Below are 18,585 nucleotides of genomic sequence, written 5' to 3'. Positions count from 1 at the left end.
CTCTTTTTTTAATTCAGGAAGTTTATAAAATCATTCATTTTCGAAGTCATCAGTTCACTTAGCGAATGGTTGAAAAGCTCCATTTCTTCGCTGTTCACCGGATATTTACCTTGCAGAAGCGATTGTACATACAATATATGCACCACATGCTGAAACAGTTTATTGTCTCCTTGTATTTGCAATAAGGTCTGCACCATTTCATTATCCGCATTGAAAGTGAGTGTCGGCGGAATCTGCTTTGTAGTATTCACAGCCCCCAGTACAGCCGCCAACGGATTATTAGCACTTTTAGCAGCATTCTCCTTTTCCTCCGCCACAAAAATAACCGGAATATCCACCGGAGTAAAATGCTTCAGACGACAGATACAGCCAAACCGCTTCAACAACTCGTTCGCTTTCACCTCAAAAGCCTGAAACTCCTGATTCGCCTCCACTTCACCAAACTGCTCCAGCAACCGTGAAGGAGATATTTCATCCAAAGTAAGTTCCGGATTCAGACGGACATACTTTTTCAACAAAGTTTCATCAAACGTATAAGCAGCATTCACGACCAGCCAACCCTGTGCTCCGGCTATACGTCGTACTTGCCGAAAATCCTCCAGATTCTTGGTATAACATATCACATTACTTGCCGAACGAATACTTCCAAAGCCACGCAACCCCTTATTGGTTTCAAAAGGAAGGTAATCCATAAACAAACGAAGCAATTCATTATCCTCCGAAGCAATCGCCTTGATATGAAAGTGATGAACATCCAGAATCCGGTTGAACATGGCACGGTCATTCTGCACCAATCCCCGCAAATAATCCTTGATAGCCACCCCGATCTCTTTCCGGGCATCCTTCAGTTGGTCATTACTCACCAAAGACTCCCGGGAAGCAGTAGACAGCAACCCGTCCGCATTCACCAAACAACGGATAAAGAAAGCCCAAGATGGCAACAGATTGCAATCATCCTCACTCAACAGCATACGCTTGAGATAGACCTTATGAGAGTTGCGCACTGAAAATTGTGTACGGAAAGGCAGGACATAAAGCACCCCTTCCACCTTGCCGCTTTCAGTATAGATCCGGAAAGCATCGAGAGCAGACGACTGAAACACTTTCGCCCCATAATCCAGCAACTCCTTACGAGTCGCCTTCGGGTCAAGCCATACAGGTGAAGGCGTATTTACCAACTCCTCTTCCCCCTGATAATGCAGATAGATAGGATACGGCAACACTTCTCCGTAACTCACCAGTATCTTCTTAAACGTTTCATATTCAAAAAGATGCATCCAGTCTCCTTTCGGGTGCAATACCACCTGTGAGCCGATAGGGCGTTCTTCGTCTGATAAAGTCAGCTGATACGTCCCATCCACTTTTCCACACCAGCAAACAGGCTGTCCGCCCATTGCAGAACGACTCTCTACGGTGATTTCATTGGTCACCACAAAACAAGATAACAATCCGATACCGAACCTTCCGATAAAATCGTCCGCATCGGGAGTATCCCGCTTTGAACTCTCCCCGATAACAGTCAGAAAGCGATAAACTTCCTCCTCTTTCAGTCCGATACCATTATCCCGAAATACCACTGTCTTGTCCTCATTCAGAAAGACATCGATGCGACCTTTATAATTCTCGTCAATATTGCGTAGTGCCGTGATGGCATCTACGCAATTCTGCAACAGTTCGCGAACAAAAGTATTCGGGTTACTATAAATGTGCTCTGATAACAGGGCAATCATACCTTTAAGATTGACCTGAAACAGATTATTCCCTTCTTTTTCCATGTTCCTCTTTTACTTCCTCCTCCTTCCGGTGATTTTAAGAGCTTTCTCATTGCCATTCTCTGCAGCCTTTTCGAACCACTCCATTGCAATTTCATCGTTTTCTTCCACGCCATTTCCTGTCAGATAGGCATTTCCAAGTTCAAATTGTGCTTTATCGTTATTTTTCTCGGCAGCTTTCAGCAACCATTGCACTGCAGCTTCCGGATCAGGGTTACAACCTTCGCCATACATCATCATCTTGCCCAGATAATAAATTGCAGCGACATTCTCATTCCCCGCCGCATCCGTGAACCAGCGATAGGCCTCGGCATAATTCTGTTTCACACCTACTCCGTTATAATAGCAAAGTCCGGTACGATACATACTTGTCGTATTTCCATTATCCGCAGCCAGTGTATAATATTTAAAGGCTTCCGTTTCATTCTCTTCCACTCCGATACCCATTTCATAACAGATACCCAGTCCTTCACTATACCATTCATATTCAGCAGCTTTCTTGAAATAAGCAAAAGCCTTTTCCGACTCATTCAGGCTATCATAGTCATACAGATAATACTCACCCACACGCAGCATAGCCATCGGAATCTCATTAGCCACTGCCTTTTCATACCATTCCACTGCCGTTTTATTATCTTCCAGACAGGGACCGCAACCAAAGAAATAATAATCTCCCATCTTAAACTGAGCATAGCCATAATCCTGTTCGGCAGCCTTCATCATATATTCCACTGCCTTCTGTGGATTCTCTTCCACGCCATTACCATTCTCATAAGCCATCCCCAGTTCCGTCAGACAACGGGCTTCATTCTTTTCCGCCCCTTTACTAAACCATTCGAGTGCCTTATCCCAGTTTTCTTCCGTTCCGATACCTTCTCTATAGCAACGTCCCAAAGCAAAGATCGCATCATTATCGTCCGCTTCAGCTGCCTTTGTATACCAGGCAAAGGCCTCTTCCGGTTTCGCTTCACCAAGAACACCCTTTTCCATATAAAGACCTACACGGAACATTGCATAAGGATAACCCTGTTCGGCAGCCTTGCTAATCAGTTCAAATGACTTTTCATAATTCTTCTCCACTCCATCGCCATTCTCATATAAGAATGCCAGTTCCACAAGGGCAAAGCAAGCACCCAGTTCGGCCGCTTTTTCATAATATTCCCTTGATTTTACAGGGTCCTTCACACCGCTATATCCATTAGCCAGATAAAGAGCCACACGGCAATACCCATCGGCATTATTCAGTGAAGCCGCTTTTTCATAAAACTCTAAAGCCTTCACATAATCCGGTTCTTCAGACAAGAAGCCACGTTCATACATCCAGCCCAAACGATAAGCTGCACTTCCCGAACCCAACTCAATGGCTTTCTCCAACAACTCTTTCGCACGATTCATGTCTTCCGGCACCAAATCACCGTTGAAATAAATATTGGCCAGTCCTTCGATACCTTGTATATAATCATCCTCCACGCAACGGTTCAGACACATCAGTCCACGTTCCACGTTCTTATATTCATCATTATACAAGTAGATCAATGCCAGTTCATACGCACTGTAGGGTTCACAATAAAGCATGCCCTTTTCCAGCCATTCAATCGCCTTAGGCATATCCTGCCATTCCTCCTCCTGATAGTTATATCCCAGGAAATTAGCGGCAGACCACACACCGGCATGCCAGGCCTTTTCCCAAAGTTCAAAGCTCAGTTCTTTCGGTTTATTCAGTTCCGGGTAACGGAAATAAAGCGTAGCCAGATTTTTAAGACTATAAAGATTGGGAACTATTTCCAGGGCTTTTTCGTAGTAAGCAGCTTCCTCTGCCACGTTACCTTCCGCTCTGTCGAGCGCATCTCCTAACGATGCATATACATGAGCACGCAAACGTTCACCTTCAGGCAGTTCGGCAAGCAGTTCATTCCGTATCTGTAATGCCTTTGCTTTATCCCCTGTAAATTCTTCGGCAAAAGCACGATAATGCTTTCCCCATAAAATAGCTTCGGGAGAAGTGAGAGCAGCAAAACGCCGTTCACCCTCTTCTTTATCTTGTTCACAATAGAATCCCATGTATCGCCAATAGGCAACAGTTGCTTCTGCTTCAGCCCAACCCATATCGGCCGCCTTCTCGTAGTATGGAAGCAAATAACTCATATCCCGCTTTCCATAACGGGCTTCGGAATATTGTGCCCCCTTCTGCGCCCATCCCGCACCGCTAAATTCTGCCACACGGTCGCATACCTGCATCACCTTTTCCCACCAGAATTCATATTCTTCCGCGTTGAGATCCACCTCTACGTTACAGTCAAAAGCACTGAATATCAGTTCAAAAAAATCTTCTGTTAATTTCTCGTCTTCTTTTGTATCCAAAGCATATTCACATACAGCCAATGCTTCCCACCAGTTTTCCGCACTTAATAATGAAGCCGGTGTATACTGCGGAAACCATTCTCTTGCAGGCTGTCCGGATGCTTTAATTTTAGCGGATAACTCCCCAAATTTCTCTTTTAAAGTTTTCATGATATAGAACTTTACCTTAATTTTGTGTCACTAGTCAATAAAAAATCTCATAACGAGTGCAAGGTACAAATATTGACCGAATGAACAAACAAGAGAATCAAAAAAGATAAGCCTGATATACGATTTAGGCACGGATTACGCGGAATTGCACGGTTCCTCTAAATATCTGTATGATAGAGCAACCGTGAAATCCGTGTAATCCGTGCCTATTTTATAATCCCAAAAGTTGTCGCAAACATTGCACCGATGTTTCAATCTGCCAACGGTCTTCCAATTCGTCTGCATTAAAGATATATTGTGCCTGATGATAAAAAGGAGCACGCTTCTCGAGTGCCTGAATAATGAACGCTTTCAGTTCTTCATCCTCTTTACCCTGAAGAATAGGACGTTGTTGTTTAGCCACACGCAAGCGCCTGAACAACACATCCGGATGCACCTCCAGAAAAACAGTCTTTCCGGTCCGGTTCATAAAATCCATATTATCATAAAAACAAGGCGCTCCACCTCCCGTCGAAATTACCACATTCTCAAACTCGGCTACTTCATGGAGCATATTTCTCTCCAGCTCCCTGAATCCTGTTTCGCCTCGTTCAATGAATAATTCTCCAACGGTTTTGTGAAAACGCTCTTCAATGTACCAGTCCAGATCAATGAACGGTATATCCATCTGCCGGGCAAAAGCCTTACCCAACGTCGTTTTTCCGGCACCCATATAGCCGGTAAGGAAGATACGAACCATAAATGATTAATTTTGCTCACAAAATTAATCATTTAATGAAGAATGAAGAATGAAGAATAAAGAATTTTAGCCATTATGCCATCCAATTCTTCATTATTCATTCTTCATTCCCGATTTATTTAAAGATTCTCACCCGTTCTTCAAGCGGCTGGAATTCTTTTTCACCCGGTTTGCCGACAGGAAGTCCGAACGGCATTTCCGCAATCAGATGCCAATGTTCCGGCAAATCCCATGCACGGCGCACTTCTTCATCAATCAACGGGTTATAGTGTTGTAGCGATGCTCCGAAACCTACATCTTCGAGCATTACCCAGATAGCTAACTGGTGCATGGCAGAAGTCTGCAATGACCATCCCGGGAAATTCTCCTGATAAGCCGGAAAAGCCTCCTGGAGCCCTTTCACAACCTTCTGATCCTCAAAAAACAATACAGTGCCATACCCACAGGCAAACGAATGATCTATCTTCTCCTCTGTCTTGACAAACGCTTCAGCCGGTACAATCTTCTTTAATGCTTCCTTCACAATCTGCCACAATTTCTTATGCGATTCTCCCAATAGAAGCACCACACGGGTAGATTGCGAATTGAATGCCGACGGTACGTGGCGCACGGTCATATTAACGATACATTCGATCTCCTGATCGGATATAGGTGACTGATTAGTAATTGAATAGTAAGTTCGACGTTGTTTCAAAGCTTCACTAAAAGATCTTTCCATCATAGTTCCTTTCTTATTTTATATTCTTAAAACTCTCTTTTTTTTATAACAAGTAGCCCCCCTAACTTGTTCAGTTAGAGAATATATTTGTACCTTCGCAGCGTCAATTCATTGACTATCTAAAATTATCGTCAGAAAAAATGGCTAAACAGAAATTTTATGTAGTATGGGAAGGTGTCACCCCCGGAGTTTATACTTCCTGGACAGACTGCCAACTTCAAATCAAAGGATATGAAGCTGCCAAATACAAATCATTTGATACGCGCGAAGAAGCGGAACGCGCGTTGACAATGTCTCCCTATGCTTATATCGGCAAGAATGCAAAGGCTAAATCAGGAGGTCCTAAACCTTCTTCGGATACTTTACCTTCTTGTGTGATCGACAATAGCCTGGCTGTCGATGCAGCCTGTAGCGGTAATCCGGGACCGATGGAATATCGCGGCGTACACATTGCCAGCCGTCAGGAGATTTTTCATTTCGGTCCGATGAAAGGCACGAATAATATCGGTGAGTTTCTAGCCATCGTACACGGCTTGGCGTTGCTGAAAAAGAAAGATTTCGATATGCCCATTTACAGTGACAGCGCGAATGCCATCAGCTGGGTGCGACAGAAGAAGTGCAAGACCAAACTCCCCCGAACTCCGGAAACAGAAGAACTCTTTCTGTTGATTGAACGGGCGGAAAAATGGTTGCAAGGAAACACCTATACCACTCGTATCCTGAAATGGGAAACCAAAGAATGGGGAGAAATTCCGGCCGACTTCGGCAGAAAATAAAAGAACATAAATTTCAATATAAGATAAAGATGAAAACATTGACTTCAAACAAAGCTTTCTGGCTGTTACTAGTCATTTGCGTAGTTACTATCCTGCCTTACCTAGGTTTATCGGAGTACCACACCAAAGGGGAGCCTCGCGAATCTATCGTTTCCTACTCCATGCTGGATAGCGGAAACTGGATTTTACCCAGAAACAACGGAGGAGAAATGGCTTACAAACCGCCTTTCTTCCACTGGAGCATTGCTGCTGTTTCGGCAGCAGTGAATGGAGGGCAAGTCACAGAAATGACCTCCCGCTTGCCGTCTGCCATCGCCTTGATTGCCATGACTCTCTGCGGCTTTCTGTTCTTTGCCAAAAGAAAAGGAGTGGAACTGGCGCTGTTAGCCGCCTTTATCACCCTGACTAATTTTGAACTGCACCGGGCCGGAGCAAACTGCCGGGTGGATATGGTATTGACAGCGCTCACCGTTGGCGCTCTGTATTGTTTCTACAAATGGTATGAGAAGGGGCTCAAAGGTATTCCCTGGCTGGCTATTCTCCTAATGAGCTGCGGCACACTGACCAAAGGACCGGTAGGTACTATCATTCCATGTTTAGTGGTAGGCATCTTCTTGTTACTCCGGGGTGTCAATTTCTTCAAAGCATTCCTGTTACTTTCCGCCTGGGCCATTCTTTCGCTCATCCTGCCTTTCTGCTGGTATGTCGCTGCTTACCAACAAGGTGGAGAAGAGTTCCTGGCATTAGTTATGGAAGAAAACCTCGGCCGTATGACTAATACCATGAGTTACGATTCATGCGTGAACCCCTGGCATTATAATTTTGTGACCCTGTTCGCCGGATACGTTCCCTGGACACTGTTAGTCGTGCTCTCCCTGTTCAGCCTGACTTACCATAAATTCAGCATCCAACCGGCAGCCTGGTGGAAACGTTTCACCACATGGATAAAGAATATGGACCCGGTGGATTTATTCTCTTTCACCAGTATCGTTGTGATCTTCGTCTTCTATTGTATTCCGCAGAGCAAACGTAGTGTATATCTGATGCCGATCTATCCTTTCATTGCTTATTTCCTTGCCAAATATCTATTCTATCTGGTTAAGAAGCAATCTAAAGTCATCAAAGTATACGGAAGTATTCTTGCAGTAATCAGCCTGTTACTGTTCACCTGCTTCATCGTTTTAAAATGCGGACTCATCCCTGAAACTATTTTCCAGGGTCGCCACGCACCGGACAATATTAATTTCATGCGTGCGATACAGAATATCAGCGGAGCAGGAGCCTTGTTCCTGATTGCCATTCCTACCATTCTCGGTATCTACTGGTGGTTCTATCAACGGAAAAATGCATTGAACAACCGCTTCCTATACGCTCTCGTTGTGCTAACAATGGGATTATACCTTGCATTGGACGGCGCTTATCAACCGGCAGCATTAAATTCGAAGTCGGTCAAATTCATCGCTACAGAAATAGAAAAGGTTGCGCCGGAAAGCGAAGGAACGATGTACGAATTCATTGAAGAAAGTCTGCATGCAGCAGGTGACCCCGTACATTATTTCGAACTCAATTTCTATCTGCGCAATCGTCTCGACAACTTCTATGAGAAACGTCCTTCGGAAGGTTTCTTGTTAATCGGCACGAATGATGCAGAGAAATATCTTCCCGAATTCGAGAAAGAAGGGTATCAGTTTGAGGAGGTATATGAATCCCCCAAACGAGTACTCCGGCAAATAGCCAAGGTATACAAGTTCGTTAAAAAACAACAGCCTGAAAATACCGAAACGACTCCTATTGTTGAGTAAAAGGTATAGAATTAAGCGTTTTTCCATGCTTCACAAGGAACTCCGCCGATTGGAGCATGGAAAAACTATATTCTTTCAAAGGCAAAAAGCTATCATCCATCGGAACAGCATTCAATTTGCCGTTACCGATATGATAAGTAAGCTCCTGCTGAGTCTCGTAATTATAAAGATAGAGTAACGTATCATTGCGTCCCACCACCATATTGTCAGCAGTATAGAACATACAGGGACGTTCTTCCTTCAGCAAGTCTACCCCAAAATTATTCTGTAAATAATCAATATTCAACAACCCTAATATCGTTGGCTGTATATCTACCTGACCGCCAAATGCAGTTTTCTCTTCCGGCTGAATACGGCTGGAGTAAATCATCAGTGGAATATGATTATAAGATTCCGGTAGTTCACATTCGGCGTCTCCCACCAGTTTGCCATGATCCCCTTCCAATACGAATATCGTATTATCAAACCAGGGTTGTTTACGCGCCTCTTCAAAGAACTGACGCAAAGCCCAATCCGCATACTCAACGATCTGCGTCTCCGGTTCACTTGTTTTCGGATGGAAGAAAGGAGGTATCACATACGGCGGATGATTACTGATGGACAGTAAAGTAGCAAAAAACGGTTGTCCGGTGGCAGCCCGCTGATTCAATACCGGAATTGCGTAGTCATACAAGAAATCATCCTGCACTCCAAAGCTATTCACAACCTTATCAGCCGGATAGTCTTCTTGCGAAAACACTTCATCATAGCCGTTCGTCCGGAAGAAAGCGTTCATATTATCATACTGCCCTTCATGCGTCATAAAGAAAAGGTTGTAATAACCGTTTTCTTTCAGTACGGTAGGCAGTCCCGAATAGCGGGGAATGACAGAGCCTTTCATCAGGTTCCGTTTCATCATAGCCGGAAAAGAATACAAGGTGGCATACAAACCATGATTCGTATGGATTCCTGCCGAATAGAAATTGCGGAAACTGATCGAACGGGTATACAGGCTATCCAGGAAAGGAGTCAAAGTCTCCGATTGCCCGAAATGCTTCATAAACTTGCTGGACATAGACTCCATCATAATCAATACAACATTAGGACGGCGTTGTTGCACGCTATCCATTTTCGAAGTATGTCTGTAAACAGCCAATGGGGAAACATTCGGTTCTCCCGGCCGGTTGAGCAGAGCTTGCGCCTTGGTAATGGCTTCCTGCTCATCCATCAGATGCAAGTATTTATTTTCAGGTCTCCTGTCATCCATCACGCTCGTCAGCAGATTAAAAGTAGGGCTTACTCCCAGTTGATTGAGAAAAGCATCCTGACAGAAATATGCCGCACTCACTTTGATCGGATTATAACCTGTACGTCCCCGGATTCCAAAGATACAAAGTCCGATTAAACAAGCGCCGATCAGAACCGCTCCTCCTCGCTTCCAATAAGGAAACGGAGTGGAAATAGTGAGGCTACGATGATGGAAATAACGCGCCAGATAGATAAGCCAGACTACGAATCCGGCCAGAAAGAGAAGGAATAATCCGATGGACAGATAATAGGCACTTTCACCCAATATCATTCCGGCAGTAGTTCCTGCATAACCGAACCATTCGAATATGGAAGAGTTGATATGTTTAAAGAAATAGGCAAAATAAGGAATATCCGATGCACTGATTAAATAAACCAATCCATAAAAGACACTAAAAAAGATCGTAAAGAAACGGAACAACGCTTTCCCATAATAGTTGCAGACTCCACACACCACCGCAACTACCAGAGGCAACAGAAGTATGTAACAACCTATCACATTGTCAAACCAGACCCCATGTACAAAAGCAAGCATCGAAAGTGTCTTATCCGACAAGGCTTCAGAGGTCAACTGATGATAAGATGAGATAAAAAGTACCAGGCGAAACAGTCCTGCGATCAGCAAAGCCGAAACATGTATGGTAAGTATATATACAACAAGATTTAGAAAACGTTTCATAATAGCCTTTTCTTTTTATGAATTAAATGAAAGGGGGGGGGGAATAGTGTTATTTCCTCCCTTTATAGATATAAACGAAATGAAGAATCAGGAAATTGATAGGCACCACGATAATCATTACCAGTATCGGTGCAAGCAGCTCACCCGCCCCTATCCAGAGGAAGAGATTCAGCAAACCGATCTCAAGCAGGTAATTAATCAGATGACTAAAACCAAAACCGATCGCATTATGTGAGGATGGTTTGGAACGAAAGGTGAAGAAAGTAGTCAGGAAGTAATTGCAGACAAATCCTACAGCGTAACCAGCCGTAAAGGAGATATTGGCATTCGCAACCAACAAGACCAGGCAGTATACGCCGTAATGAATGGCTGAAGATATAGTGCCGACAACTCCAAAACGAACAAACTGCCAGAACTTATCCCGCCAATCCGGGTGCTTCTCAAGTATAGCCTTACTTATTCCGATCATCGTACAACACTTCTTCCACATTATAGAGCGGACGACGTTTTACCTCTTTATAAATCTTGCCAATATACAGTCCGACAGCTCCTATGGATAATAAAACAACCCCACCAACAAACCAGATAGACAACATCAAAGAAGCCCAGCCATGTTCCGCAGTACCCGAAATCAATGCGTAAAGAACATAGATTCCAATCAAAATACTAATAAAAACAAAGATACCTCCCAGATAAACAATTCCGTAAATGGGCTTTACCGAGAAAGAGGTTATCCCGTCCAAAGCCAGACTGAACATCTTTTTCACTGTATATTTGGAAGTTCCGGCTGTCCGCTCCCGGATCACATCATCTACCGTAGTAGAAGGGAAACCCAGCAACGGAATAATACCACGCAGATAAACATTGCGTTCCTGATAATGAGACAACTGTTCCAGCACTCTCCGGCTTAGAAAACGAAAATCCGCATGATTGTAGATAGTCTCTACTCCCATCCGGTGCTGTAGTTTATAAAAAGCAGTTGCGGAAAGACGTTTCAGCATCGGGTCTGCCTGACGGGATACTTTCACCCCGTATACTACATCATATCCTTCCGTATAGGCATCGATCATCTCCTCAATCGCATTCAGATCATCCTGCAAATCGGCATCAATGGTAATAACGGCATCACTCCAGTCTTTAGCGGTCATCATACCGGCCATGATTGCATACTGATGTCCTACGTTCCGTGCCAGATTCATTCCTTTTATATAAGGATTCGTCCCGTGCAGTTTCTTAATGATGCTCCATGTACGATCTTTACTGCCATCATTCACAAAGAGCACAAAGCTGTCGGCACTGATTTTTTCTTTCGCCACCAGCTCATCAAACAAGGCTGTCAAACGGGCGGCCGAATCTTCCAACACTTCCTCCTCATTATAGCAGGGGGATACAATAGCCAATTTTATCATTTTTCGTCCGGTTTATTTAGTTCAGCCAGTTTTATCTGTGCAAATTCCGAGTAAGTCATAAAAGCATATCCCTTTTCTTTCAGTTTGCGGATAAGCATATCCAGACGTTCCTCCATTCCTTTACCGGAATGATTGCGGATAATAAAAGGCATCTTAAATTCAGGATGTTCACCCAACGGGTAGAATTCCCACGGGTGGAAATAAGTCACAAAATATCCGTCATGCTTCAATACCCGGTTTACCAGGAGTTGGTACAGCCACATCGGCAGATTATGACAGGACAACCAAAATAGCGGGAAGCGAATCCACGGAGTTACAGAAGCCGGGATTTGAAGTAACTTACCCGTCATAAAGCAGGTACGCGGCTCCGACAAATGCATATATCTTCCGGGGATAAATGCGGGATTCAATGAGGAGTTATATACATACCCCATCCGTTCAAGTTCCGTATCTGATACGGGGAACATACGCGGCTGGCGATAACCTTGTATCGTCCTGCCGGTAAGGCGTTCCAGAATTTCTTTTGAACGACTGACATCCGAAGCCTGTGGCTGCCAATGGTCACATCCATGCGCAGCAACTTCATGCCCTTCGTCCATAATGCGCCGCATCACTTCCGGTGCATTTTCTGCAAAATTGCTTGTACAAAAGAAAGTAGCTTTCACCCCGTTGTTTTTCAGGCAATCCAGTATCCGGTTCGTACCATAGACTGACACTTTCATTGCTTCATCCAGCGGAAAGTCTACACCATGCTCACGAGGTACATCAAATTCTTCTGTATCAAAACTTAATAATATCATTGCAATATCAAGAATTACAACTGCTGCATATCATGCAGACGTTTATAGTAACCGTTTAACTCAATGAGTTCTTCATGCTTACCACGTTCCACAATCTCGCCCTCATACAGTACACAGATTTCATCTGCATTCTTAATCGTAGAAAGACGGTGGGCAATAGCAATCGTCGTACGTGTTTTCATCAAACGTTCCAACGCTTCCTGCACAAGACGTTCTGATTCGGTATCCAAAGCAGAAGTAGCCTCATCAAGAATCAGAATCGGAGGATTCTTCAGAATAGCACGGGCGATACTGATACGCTGGCGCTGACCACCGGATAATTTTCCACCACGGTCGCCGATATTCATATTATATCCTTCCGGTTTCTCCATAATGAAATCATGCGCATTGGCAATCTTTGCCGCCTCTATAACTTGTTCCATTGTCGCATTCTCCACACCAAAAGCAATGTTATTGAAGAATGTATCATTAAACAGAATAGCCTCCTGGTTTACATTACCAATCAAACTACGCAAATCCGCAATACGTACATCACGAATACTTGTTCCGTCAATGGTAATATCACCTTCCTGTACATCGTGATAACGCGGCAACAAATCGACTAATGTAGATTTACCGGATCCCGATTGTCCAACCAGTGCGATCGTCTGCCCTTTGGGAACTGTCAGATTTACATGCTTCAACACCTCTCTCTTACCATCATAGCTGAAAGAAATATCTTTAAATTCTATTTTATCATTCAAACCTTTCAACGGTTTCGGATTCGGAATTTCCTTAATCTTATTCTCTGCCTTCAGGATTTTATCAACACGTTCCATGGAAGCCAAACCTTTCGGGATGTTGTATCCCGCTTTAGCAAAGTCTTTCAATGGATTGATTACACTATATAAGATAACCATATAGAAGATGAATGTAGGAGCATCGATGGTTGCATTCTGTCCCAAAATCAATGTACCGCCAAACCACAATACAGCTACAATCAGAATCGTTCCTAAGAACTCACTCATCGGATGAGCCATAGCCTGACGTATAGCAACCTTGTTTGTCGCATCCCGGAGCTCGTTGCTACATTTGGTGAAGCGGTTAATCATTTTATCTTCCGCAATAAAAGCCTTGATGATGCGCAAGCCTCCCAGTGTTTCTTCCAATTGCGACATCGTATCACTCCACTTAGCCTGTGCTTCCAGTGATTGACGTTTCAGTTTTCTTCCGACGACTCCCATCAACCAACCCATTCCCGGTAATACAATGATAGTAAAAAGAGTCAACTGCCAACTAACCGTAACCAATGTCACAAAATATATAATAATCAGAATCGGGCTTTTCATCAACATATCCAATGAGCTAGTGATAGAATTTTCCACTTCCCCCACATCACCACTCATACGAGCTATAATATCTCCCTTTCTTTCTTCCGAAAAGAAAGACATCGGCAGGCGCATTACCTTAGCATACACCATAATACGAATATCACGTACCACTCCTGTACGCAATGGGATCATCACGGCTGAAGAAGCAAAGTAACAACCTGTTTTAAACAACGTCATTACCATCAGGAATAGTCCCAAGAAAATAAGAGCCACAGTGGGACCATTATCCACAATCATCTGAGATATGTAATAATAGAAGTTATTCTTGGCAACATCTGCTAAATCTCCACTGCCCCATTCCATAAAATGATACACCTTATCCGCTCCTTCTGTTTTAAACAGAATACTTAAAATAGGAATCAAAAAAGTAAAAGAAAAGACATTGAATACTGCAGACAAAATATTCAGCACAATAGCCCAGCCGATATACTTCTTATAAGGCGACACAAAACGTCGCATTAGTTGTAGAAATTCCTTCATTATTTACCATTAAAAAAGTTAAGACCGCAAAGATACAATAAAACTGATTAACAGACAGCAGTTTCAGCTAATTATTAACGCGATTTATCGAAAAGCGTTCTTCAATAAATGAAAAATGACTTAATAATTCTCTTTCAGCCAAATTCCCAAAAAACGATCATATATCTGACAGATTCCCATTTCCTGAGTCACGAAATCCTTTTCCAGTAACCCTTTTAGTGCTGCTTGGACTGAACTAGCAGAAGCCAGTCTGTATTTTCTAATGAAAGCACCGGAAGTGACAGCTTTAGCCTTTCCCTCTTTAGTGATAGCAATCAGTAACTCCTTTTGTTTTTCCGGCAAACGAAAAAGAATCTCCGAATAAGTATATCTGAATGAATCAATAATCTGCCGAATAGCGCCTGGCACCATTTCAACTCTACAGACTCCCTGTTCCGGAGTCATGTCATAAAGCGTATTCAACACTTTTTGTATATACCATGTGATTCCCTCAAACTGTTGATAAATCGCAATAATAGCGTTTTCTTCTATTTCTTTGCCCGCACGCTTGAAATGAGTACCTGCAAAACGAATATATTCTTCTAAAGGAATACTTTCCAAATGCATCATTGATACACTTTGATAAAAAGGCCGGGAAGGCGTTAAAAACATATTTCCCATCACATGCCGCTGACTCCCTGCAAAAATGAAACGTGCATTATTACAATGTTGCACATAGGTCCGAAGAGTAGCTTCCACATTTTTCTCTACATATCCGGAAATCTGCTGGAATTCATCAATTGCAACCAGACAAGGTTTATCCGCCTGTTCCAAATACCGGAAGATTTCATCGAGTGTAGTAGCCGGAGCTTGTATATCCCCTAGCCCCAAATTCAAAGAAGGCATACCATTCACATCAAAAGAGATACTGGCTTGCAAAGATTTCACACATTCCCAAAAGCTCTGCAAAGCTTTCTTCCCCACAGGTTTCAGCACTTCCAGAATCTCCTTACTAAGTGCAAAGACCAAATCACGCAATGAACGGCTATCATATATATCAATAAAAAAGGTATAGTAACCCTGTTTAATTTCAGGAAACTGAAAGCAATGACGGATCAGCCCTGTCTTTCCCATTCGCCGGGTAGAGACAAGAGCCAAATTATTCCCATTCATCACCTCGCGCACCAACTGTTCGCTCTCAAAACGGCGATCGCAAAAATAATCAGCAGAGACATATCCGCTTGTTATAAAAGGATTTCTTATCATAGTCTTCATACATCTCACGTTATTACGCAAAGATAATTATTATAAAATAATAAAAGCCATCTACTATACATTATTTCATCATCATCCTTACTCAACAGGCACCACATGATAATAAACCCCGCGCGTTTTCCTGAACGACTTTACTCCCAATCTCTGCAAGATACGCCCGAAATAATTAACTTGCCCGGAAGAAAATTTCATTTTACTTGCTTTTTGTATCCGCTGCAATATATCTGCAGCAAGCAACCATTCTCCCTCTTCTTCCTCTTCCGCTACCCGGTAATATACCTGAAACAATTGTTCAATCACCGGAGACTGTTCAAATTCCCGATTAGCTTCCGTCATGATAGCCTCTTCCTTCTCATCAAACCAGTAGCGTTCATTACTACGCAGCAATGCCATTGCCTGCGCATACAATTGTTCATAATCAATAGGGCGGACCACATCGATCACTCCCGTCACCTCAACACCGATAAAACGACGACTGCCGGAAGTATCCGTCAGCAAATCTTTATGATTACTCGTGCCTATAAAAGAAGCATACCGACGGAGCTCTTCTACTGCTGAAGCATTCGGGCGTCGCGTATTGACAACAGGCTTTTGCAGAATATGCTTGAGAAAAGACTGCTGATTGATACCAATCTGATCGAACTCATCCATGTTTATCAATAAAAAGCGATTCAAATATAGCTCGGCATCCCGCTTCCGGCTAAAGTCAATACTATCTGTATAATAAGCCTGCAAACATGGAGGCAAAATCAACCGGCAAAATGTAGACTTACGATAAGCCTGTGGACCTATTAATATAGGAGAAGTACTATTTGCATGATTCTTTCCATATTTTCACTTGCACATAATACTATCATAGTAAACGCCAATACTCATTTACAATAAAACTAATAAAAAAGCCAGCTAACATTACGCTAGCTGGCAACTAATATCAATAACTAAAGATTCACTATTTTATTTTCTCATTTAATATTTCCATAAAGTTGTGCTTCTGTGCTTCTTTCATAATACTGTTCGCATCTTCTTTTTTTATATTCCTTAACACTTCAATCAGTTTTGTATAATCAGTACCTAAATTGTTCTTCTCTACAATCCAATCAATGAAGAATCCTTTAGCCAAAAAACGATAGGTAAATCCTGCATCCAAACCTGCTTTTATTATGGCTTCTGCTCTTTTAACCAGCTTATTTGGTTCATCCCCCATTTTATTCTCCAAAACATCCTCTCCATATTTACACGTATCTGCCAGTACCGATTCATTTATCTTAGAAGAATAAATCAAATACTTGCTAAGCGTTGTCAGTGAAAATCCACCATTCGGTAACATATCATCATTTCCACCCCTCTTTGCTTTTTGATGTTTCATATCCATATATTTAACGATGAACTTTAAAACCTCATTATCGGGATACGCAGCATAAGCCTGTTTAGCAAAATCTCCTTTATTCCACTTTACTGACGTATTATTCATTACTGAAATCATAATTCGTATATCTTCATCTTCAACCAATGGGTATATAGCCTTTATAAGTGTAGGGGCTTTAGGAGTATATTCTTCTGGTTTATCTTCCGATTTGCTACCGTCCTTCTGCCATTTCTTCATTGCAGTTTCATAATTTTTCTTAGCCTTTGCATCTTTCTCTCGAAGCTCCATTATAGCCATATACCTGTGCTGTCCTTCAATAATAACCAAATAATCCTTAGCCTTAGAAGAATCTATTGGCAGTCCAGATATAGGGTCTTTCAAACTTAACCCTGCTTTTATAACATCTTCGCCATCAACCACAACAAGCGGGATATAATGCGTATGTTCTCCAATAGATTTGACTTTGCCATTCAAATTAGCCTTGCTAATATCTCGATTGATACCACCAGCAATAAAAGCTACTTTCTTTCCTTCGTTTACTTCTCTTGATTCCAGAGCAAAAACTTCATTCTTCATACTTTCTTTTGCATTCATAATATCTTTGCAGTTTTTAGACTGGTGCGCTCCAGCTTTATTTGTTATACTGCAAAGATGATGCTTTATTAAGAACACTAACAGGGATAAAAAAACACTGCTTTCTTATTCCCCTACTTCACAAGCTGCAGAATGAAGTATTTAGAGAATGAGAAAGCAGAAATGAATAAAAAATAAATCAGAATCAATAATAGAATGCGTTCATACTCCTTATGTCTTTATCCTTATATTGTTTCAACAAAGATTTCAGATAGTCATTATCAGTTATCACACTCTCATTGCTCACGATACCAGTGAAATATAGGAGATGAGAGATTAGCATCTTTTCCTTGTCAGACATATTAGCTCCCTTCTTCCTTTTCTCCTTTACCTGTTCTTGATAATTCAGCGCTGTGATAATCATTTGTGAGAAATAATAAGCCAATACAGAGAATGATTCAGTATGTGGATTACTCAAATCAATATGACTGGTATCCATTTGGTTTGAATCAATAGTCTTTAATCCATTAGCACAAAACTTCGCCATACAGGCAATAGCAGTTTTGTTATCCACCACAATATTCTTCCTTCCTATTTTCAATGTAATACAAATAGGACTTTTAAAAACTGCTCCAAACGGAGTGTCTCTCTTGTAATCCTCACTAATAGCATCTATGAACTTTTCGATCTGTTCTTTAGGTGATTCTTTGACCTCTATACCTTCCATACACTTACCCCAACTACAATCATAGCAGAATAGTAGCAGATACCAGAACTTTTCAGCATCTAAATCCAATGCCATAAGCAAATCTTGCAATTCACGATTCTTTATGTATGGATCAAACGAGAATTTACCTTTCAATATTCCTCTGTTATACCTTCCTTTAAAAGTATCTGGCGTTTGTGACGGTAACATATATGTCTGTCCAGTTTCTTCATCATAATCAAAATCAGGAAAATATTCTTGTGTTACTGGATATATATACTCTAGTAACTCGCTATACTGTATTGAGAACTTATCTACTGGCTTCATAGTGTTTTTGTTTGCA

General features: G+C 42.2%; 14 protein-coding genes and 1 pseudogene. 2 read left to right on the top strand and 13 right to left on the bottom strand.

Annotated elements, in window-relative coordinates; genetic code table 11:
- Window positions 1-8 precede the first annotated feature (8 nt).
- The 4 genes from H8796_RS07110 to H8796_RS07095 form a co-directional block, all read right to left on the bottom strand.
- Window positions 9-1,775, bottom strand: coding sequence for an HSP90 family protein (locus H8796_RS07110; RefSeq protein WP_117932422.1), 1,767 nt, complete (start codon window positions 1,773-1,775; stop codon window positions 9-11).
- A 9-nt stretch (window positions 1,776-1,784) separates the two neighbouring features.
- Window positions 1,785-4,283 carry an SEL1-like repeat protein gene (locus H8796_RS07105; protein WP_117932424.1) on the bottom strand — a complete coding sequence of 833 codons (2,499 nt, stop codon included), beginning with the start codon at window positions 4,281-4,283 and terminating at the stop codon, window positions 1,785-1,787.
- 211 nt (window positions 4,284-4,494) lie between these two features.
- Window positions 4,495-5,022 (bottom strand): shikimate kinase, encoded by a 528-nt coding sequence (locus tag H8796_RS07100; RefSeq protein WP_117932426.1) that lies wholly within the window; start codon window positions 5,020-5,022, stop codon window positions 4,495-4,497.
- A gap of 115 nt (window positions 5,023-5,137) precedes the next feature.
- Window positions 5,138-5,740 carry a nitroreductase family protein gene (locus H8796_RS07095; RefSeq protein WP_117932540.1) on the bottom strand — a complete coding sequence of 201 codons (603 nt, stop codon included), beginning with the start codon at window positions 5,738-5,740 and terminating at the stop codon, window positions 5,138-5,140.
- A 140-nt stretch (window positions 5,741-5,880) separates the two neighbouring features.
- Between H8796_RS07095 and H8796_RS07090 the strand changes: the two genes are divergently transcribed.
- Together H8796_RS07090 and H8796_RS07085 are read left to right on the top strand one after the other, a co-directional pair.
- Window positions 5,881-6,516 (top strand): viroplasmin family protein, encoded by a 636-nt coding sequence (locus H8796_RS07090; RefSeq protein WP_117932428.1) that lies wholly within the window; start codon window positions 5,881-5,883, stop codon window positions 6,514-6,516.
- 29 nt (window positions 6,517-6,545) lie between these two features.
- Window positions 6,546-8,318 carry a glycosyltransferase family 39 protein gene (locus H8796_RS07085; RefSeq protein ID WP_117932430.1) on the top strand — a complete coding sequence of 591 codons (1,773 nt, stop codon included), beginning with the start codon at window positions 6,546-6,548 and terminating at the stop codon, window positions 8,316-8,318.
- Here the strand turns inward: H8796_RS07085 and H8796_RS07080 are convergent.
- The 9 genes and pseudogenes from H8796_RS07080 to H8796_RS07040 form a co-directional block, all read right to left on the bottom strand.
- Entirely contained in the window at window positions 8,305-10,284 is a 1,980-nt protein-coding gene (locus tag H8796_RS07080; protein ID WP_117932432.1) for an LTA synthase family protein, read from the bottom strand. The two genes, H8796_RS07085 and H8796_RS07080, sit on opposite strands and share 14 nt — an antisense overlap.
- A gap of 49 nt (window positions 10,285-10,333) precedes the next feature.
- The gene (locus tag H8796_RS07075) at window positions 10,334-10,753 is read right to left on the bottom strand and encodes a GtrA family protein (protein WP_032853273.1); all 420 of its coding nucleotides are present in this window, start codon (window positions 10,751-10,753) and stop codon (window positions 10,334-10,336) included.
- A complete protein-coding gene (locus H8796_RS07070) occupies window positions 10,737-11,693 on the bottom strand; it encodes a glycosyltransferase family 2 protein (RefSeq protein WP_117932434.1) in 957 nt (318 codons plus the stop codon). The genes H8796_RS07075 and H8796_RS07070 overlap by 17 nt, the downstream gene beginning before the upstream one ends.
- Window positions 11,690-12,493 (bottom strand): polysaccharide deacetylase family protein, encoded by an 804-nt coding sequence (locus H8796_RS07065; RefSeq protein WP_004307413.1) that lies wholly within the window; start codon window positions 12,491-12,493, stop codon window positions 11,690-11,692. The genes H8796_RS07070 and H8796_RS07065 overlap by 4 nt, the downstream gene beginning before the upstream one ends.
- A 14-nt stretch (window positions 12,494-12,507) precedes the next feature.
- Entirely contained in the window at window positions 12,508-14,343 is a 1,836-nt protein-coding gene (locus H8796_RS07060) for an ABC transporter ATP-binding protein (protein WP_004324358.1), read from the bottom strand.
- Between the two features lie 120 nt (window positions 14,344-14,463).
- Window positions 14,464-15,597 carry an ATP-binding protein gene (locus H8796_RS07055; RefSeq protein ID WP_117932436.1) on the bottom strand — a complete coding sequence of 378 codons (1,134 nt, stop codon included), beginning with the start codon at window positions 15,595-15,597 and terminating at the stop codon, window positions 14,464-14,466.
- A 78-nt stretch (window positions 15,598-15,675) separates the two neighbouring features.
- Window positions 15,676-16,425: pseudogene (locus tag H8796_RS07050) on the bottom strand (VapE domain-containing protein); the annotation flags it as partial.
- 121 nt (window positions 16,426-16,546) lie between these two features.
- Window positions 16,547-17,557: a hypothetical protein gene (locus H8796_RS07045; RefSeq protein ID WP_117932438.1), complete on the bottom strand. Its 1,011-nt coding sequence runs from the start codon at window positions 17,555-17,557 to the stop codon at window positions 16,547-16,549.
- A gap of 184 nt (window positions 17,558-17,741) precedes the next feature.
- On the bottom strand, window positions 17,742-18,569 hold the full coding sequence (locus H8796_RS07040) for a hypothetical protein (protein ID WP_117932440.1): 828 nt from the start codon (window positions 18,567-18,569) through the stop codon (window positions 17,742-17,744).
- Between the last annotated feature and the right edge of the window lie 16 nt (window positions 18,570-18,585).

This window comes from Bacteroides sp. M10 (assembly GCF_014334015.1).
GTDB classification, from domain to species: domain Bacteria; phylum Bacteroidota; class Bacteroidia; order Bacteroidales; family Bacteroidaceae; genus Bacteroides; species Bacteroides intestinigallinarum.
Note: the sequence above shows the minus strand (reverse complement) of the source record. Positions and strands in the feature narration are given on the sequence as shown.

Bases quoted from the DNA above. Each gene is read 5' to 3' on its own strand.
- H8796_RS07110 (WP_117932422.1), bottom strand. From the start codon at position 1,775: ATGGAAAAAGAAGGGAATAATCTGTTTCAGGTCAATCTTAAAGGTATG.
- H8796_RS07105 (WP_117932424.1), bottom strand. From the start codon at position 4,283: ATGAAAACTTTAAAAGAGAAATTTGGGGAGTTATCCGCTAAAATTAAA.
- H8796_RS07100 (WP_117932426.1), bottom strand. From the start codon at position 5,022: ATGGTTCGTATCTTCCTTACCGGCTATATGGGTGCCGGAAAAACGACG.
- H8796_RS07095 (WP_117932540.1), bottom strand. From the start codon at position 5,740: ATGGAAAGATCTTTTAGTGAAGCTTTGAAACAACGTCGAACTTACTAT.
- H8796_RS07090 (WP_117932428.1), top strand. From the start codon at position 5,881: ATGGCTAAACAGAAATTTTATGTAGTATGGGAAGGTGTCACCCCCGGA.
- H8796_RS07085 (WP_117932430.1), top strand. From the start codon at position 6,546: ATGAAAACATTGACTTCAAACAAAGCTTTCTGGCTGTTACTAGTCATT.
- H8796_RS07080 (WP_117932432.1), bottom strand. From the start codon at position 10,284: ATGAAACGTTTTCTAAATCTTGTTGTATATATACTTACCATACATGTT.
- H8796_RS07075 (WP_032853273.1), bottom strand. From the start codon at position 10,753: ATGATCGGAATAAGTAAGGCTATACTTGAGAAGCACCCGGATTGGCGG.
- H8796_RS07070 (WP_117932434.1), bottom strand. From the start codon at position 11,693: ATGATAAAATTGGCTATTGTATCCCCCTGCTATAATGAGGAGGAAGTG.
- H8796_RS07065 (WP_004307413.1), bottom strand. From the start codon at position 12,493: ATGATATTATTAAGTTTTGATACAGAAGAATTTGATGTACCTCGTGAG.
- H8796_RS07060 (WP_004324358.1), bottom strand. From the start codon at position 14,343: ATGAAGGAATTTCTACAACTAATGCGACGTTTTGTGTCGCCTTATAAG.
- H8796_RS07055 (WP_117932436.1), bottom strand. From the start codon at position 15,597: ATGAAGACTATGATAAGAAATCCTTTTATAACAAGCGGATATGTCTCT.
- H8796_RS07045 (WP_117932438.1), bottom strand. From the start codon at position 17,557: ATGAATGCAAAAGAAAGTATGAAGAATGAAGTTTTTGCTCTGGAATCA.
- H8796_RS07040 (WP_117932440.1), bottom strand. From the start codon at position 18,569: ATGAAGCCAGTAGATAAGTTCTCAATACAGTATAGCGAGTTACTAGAG.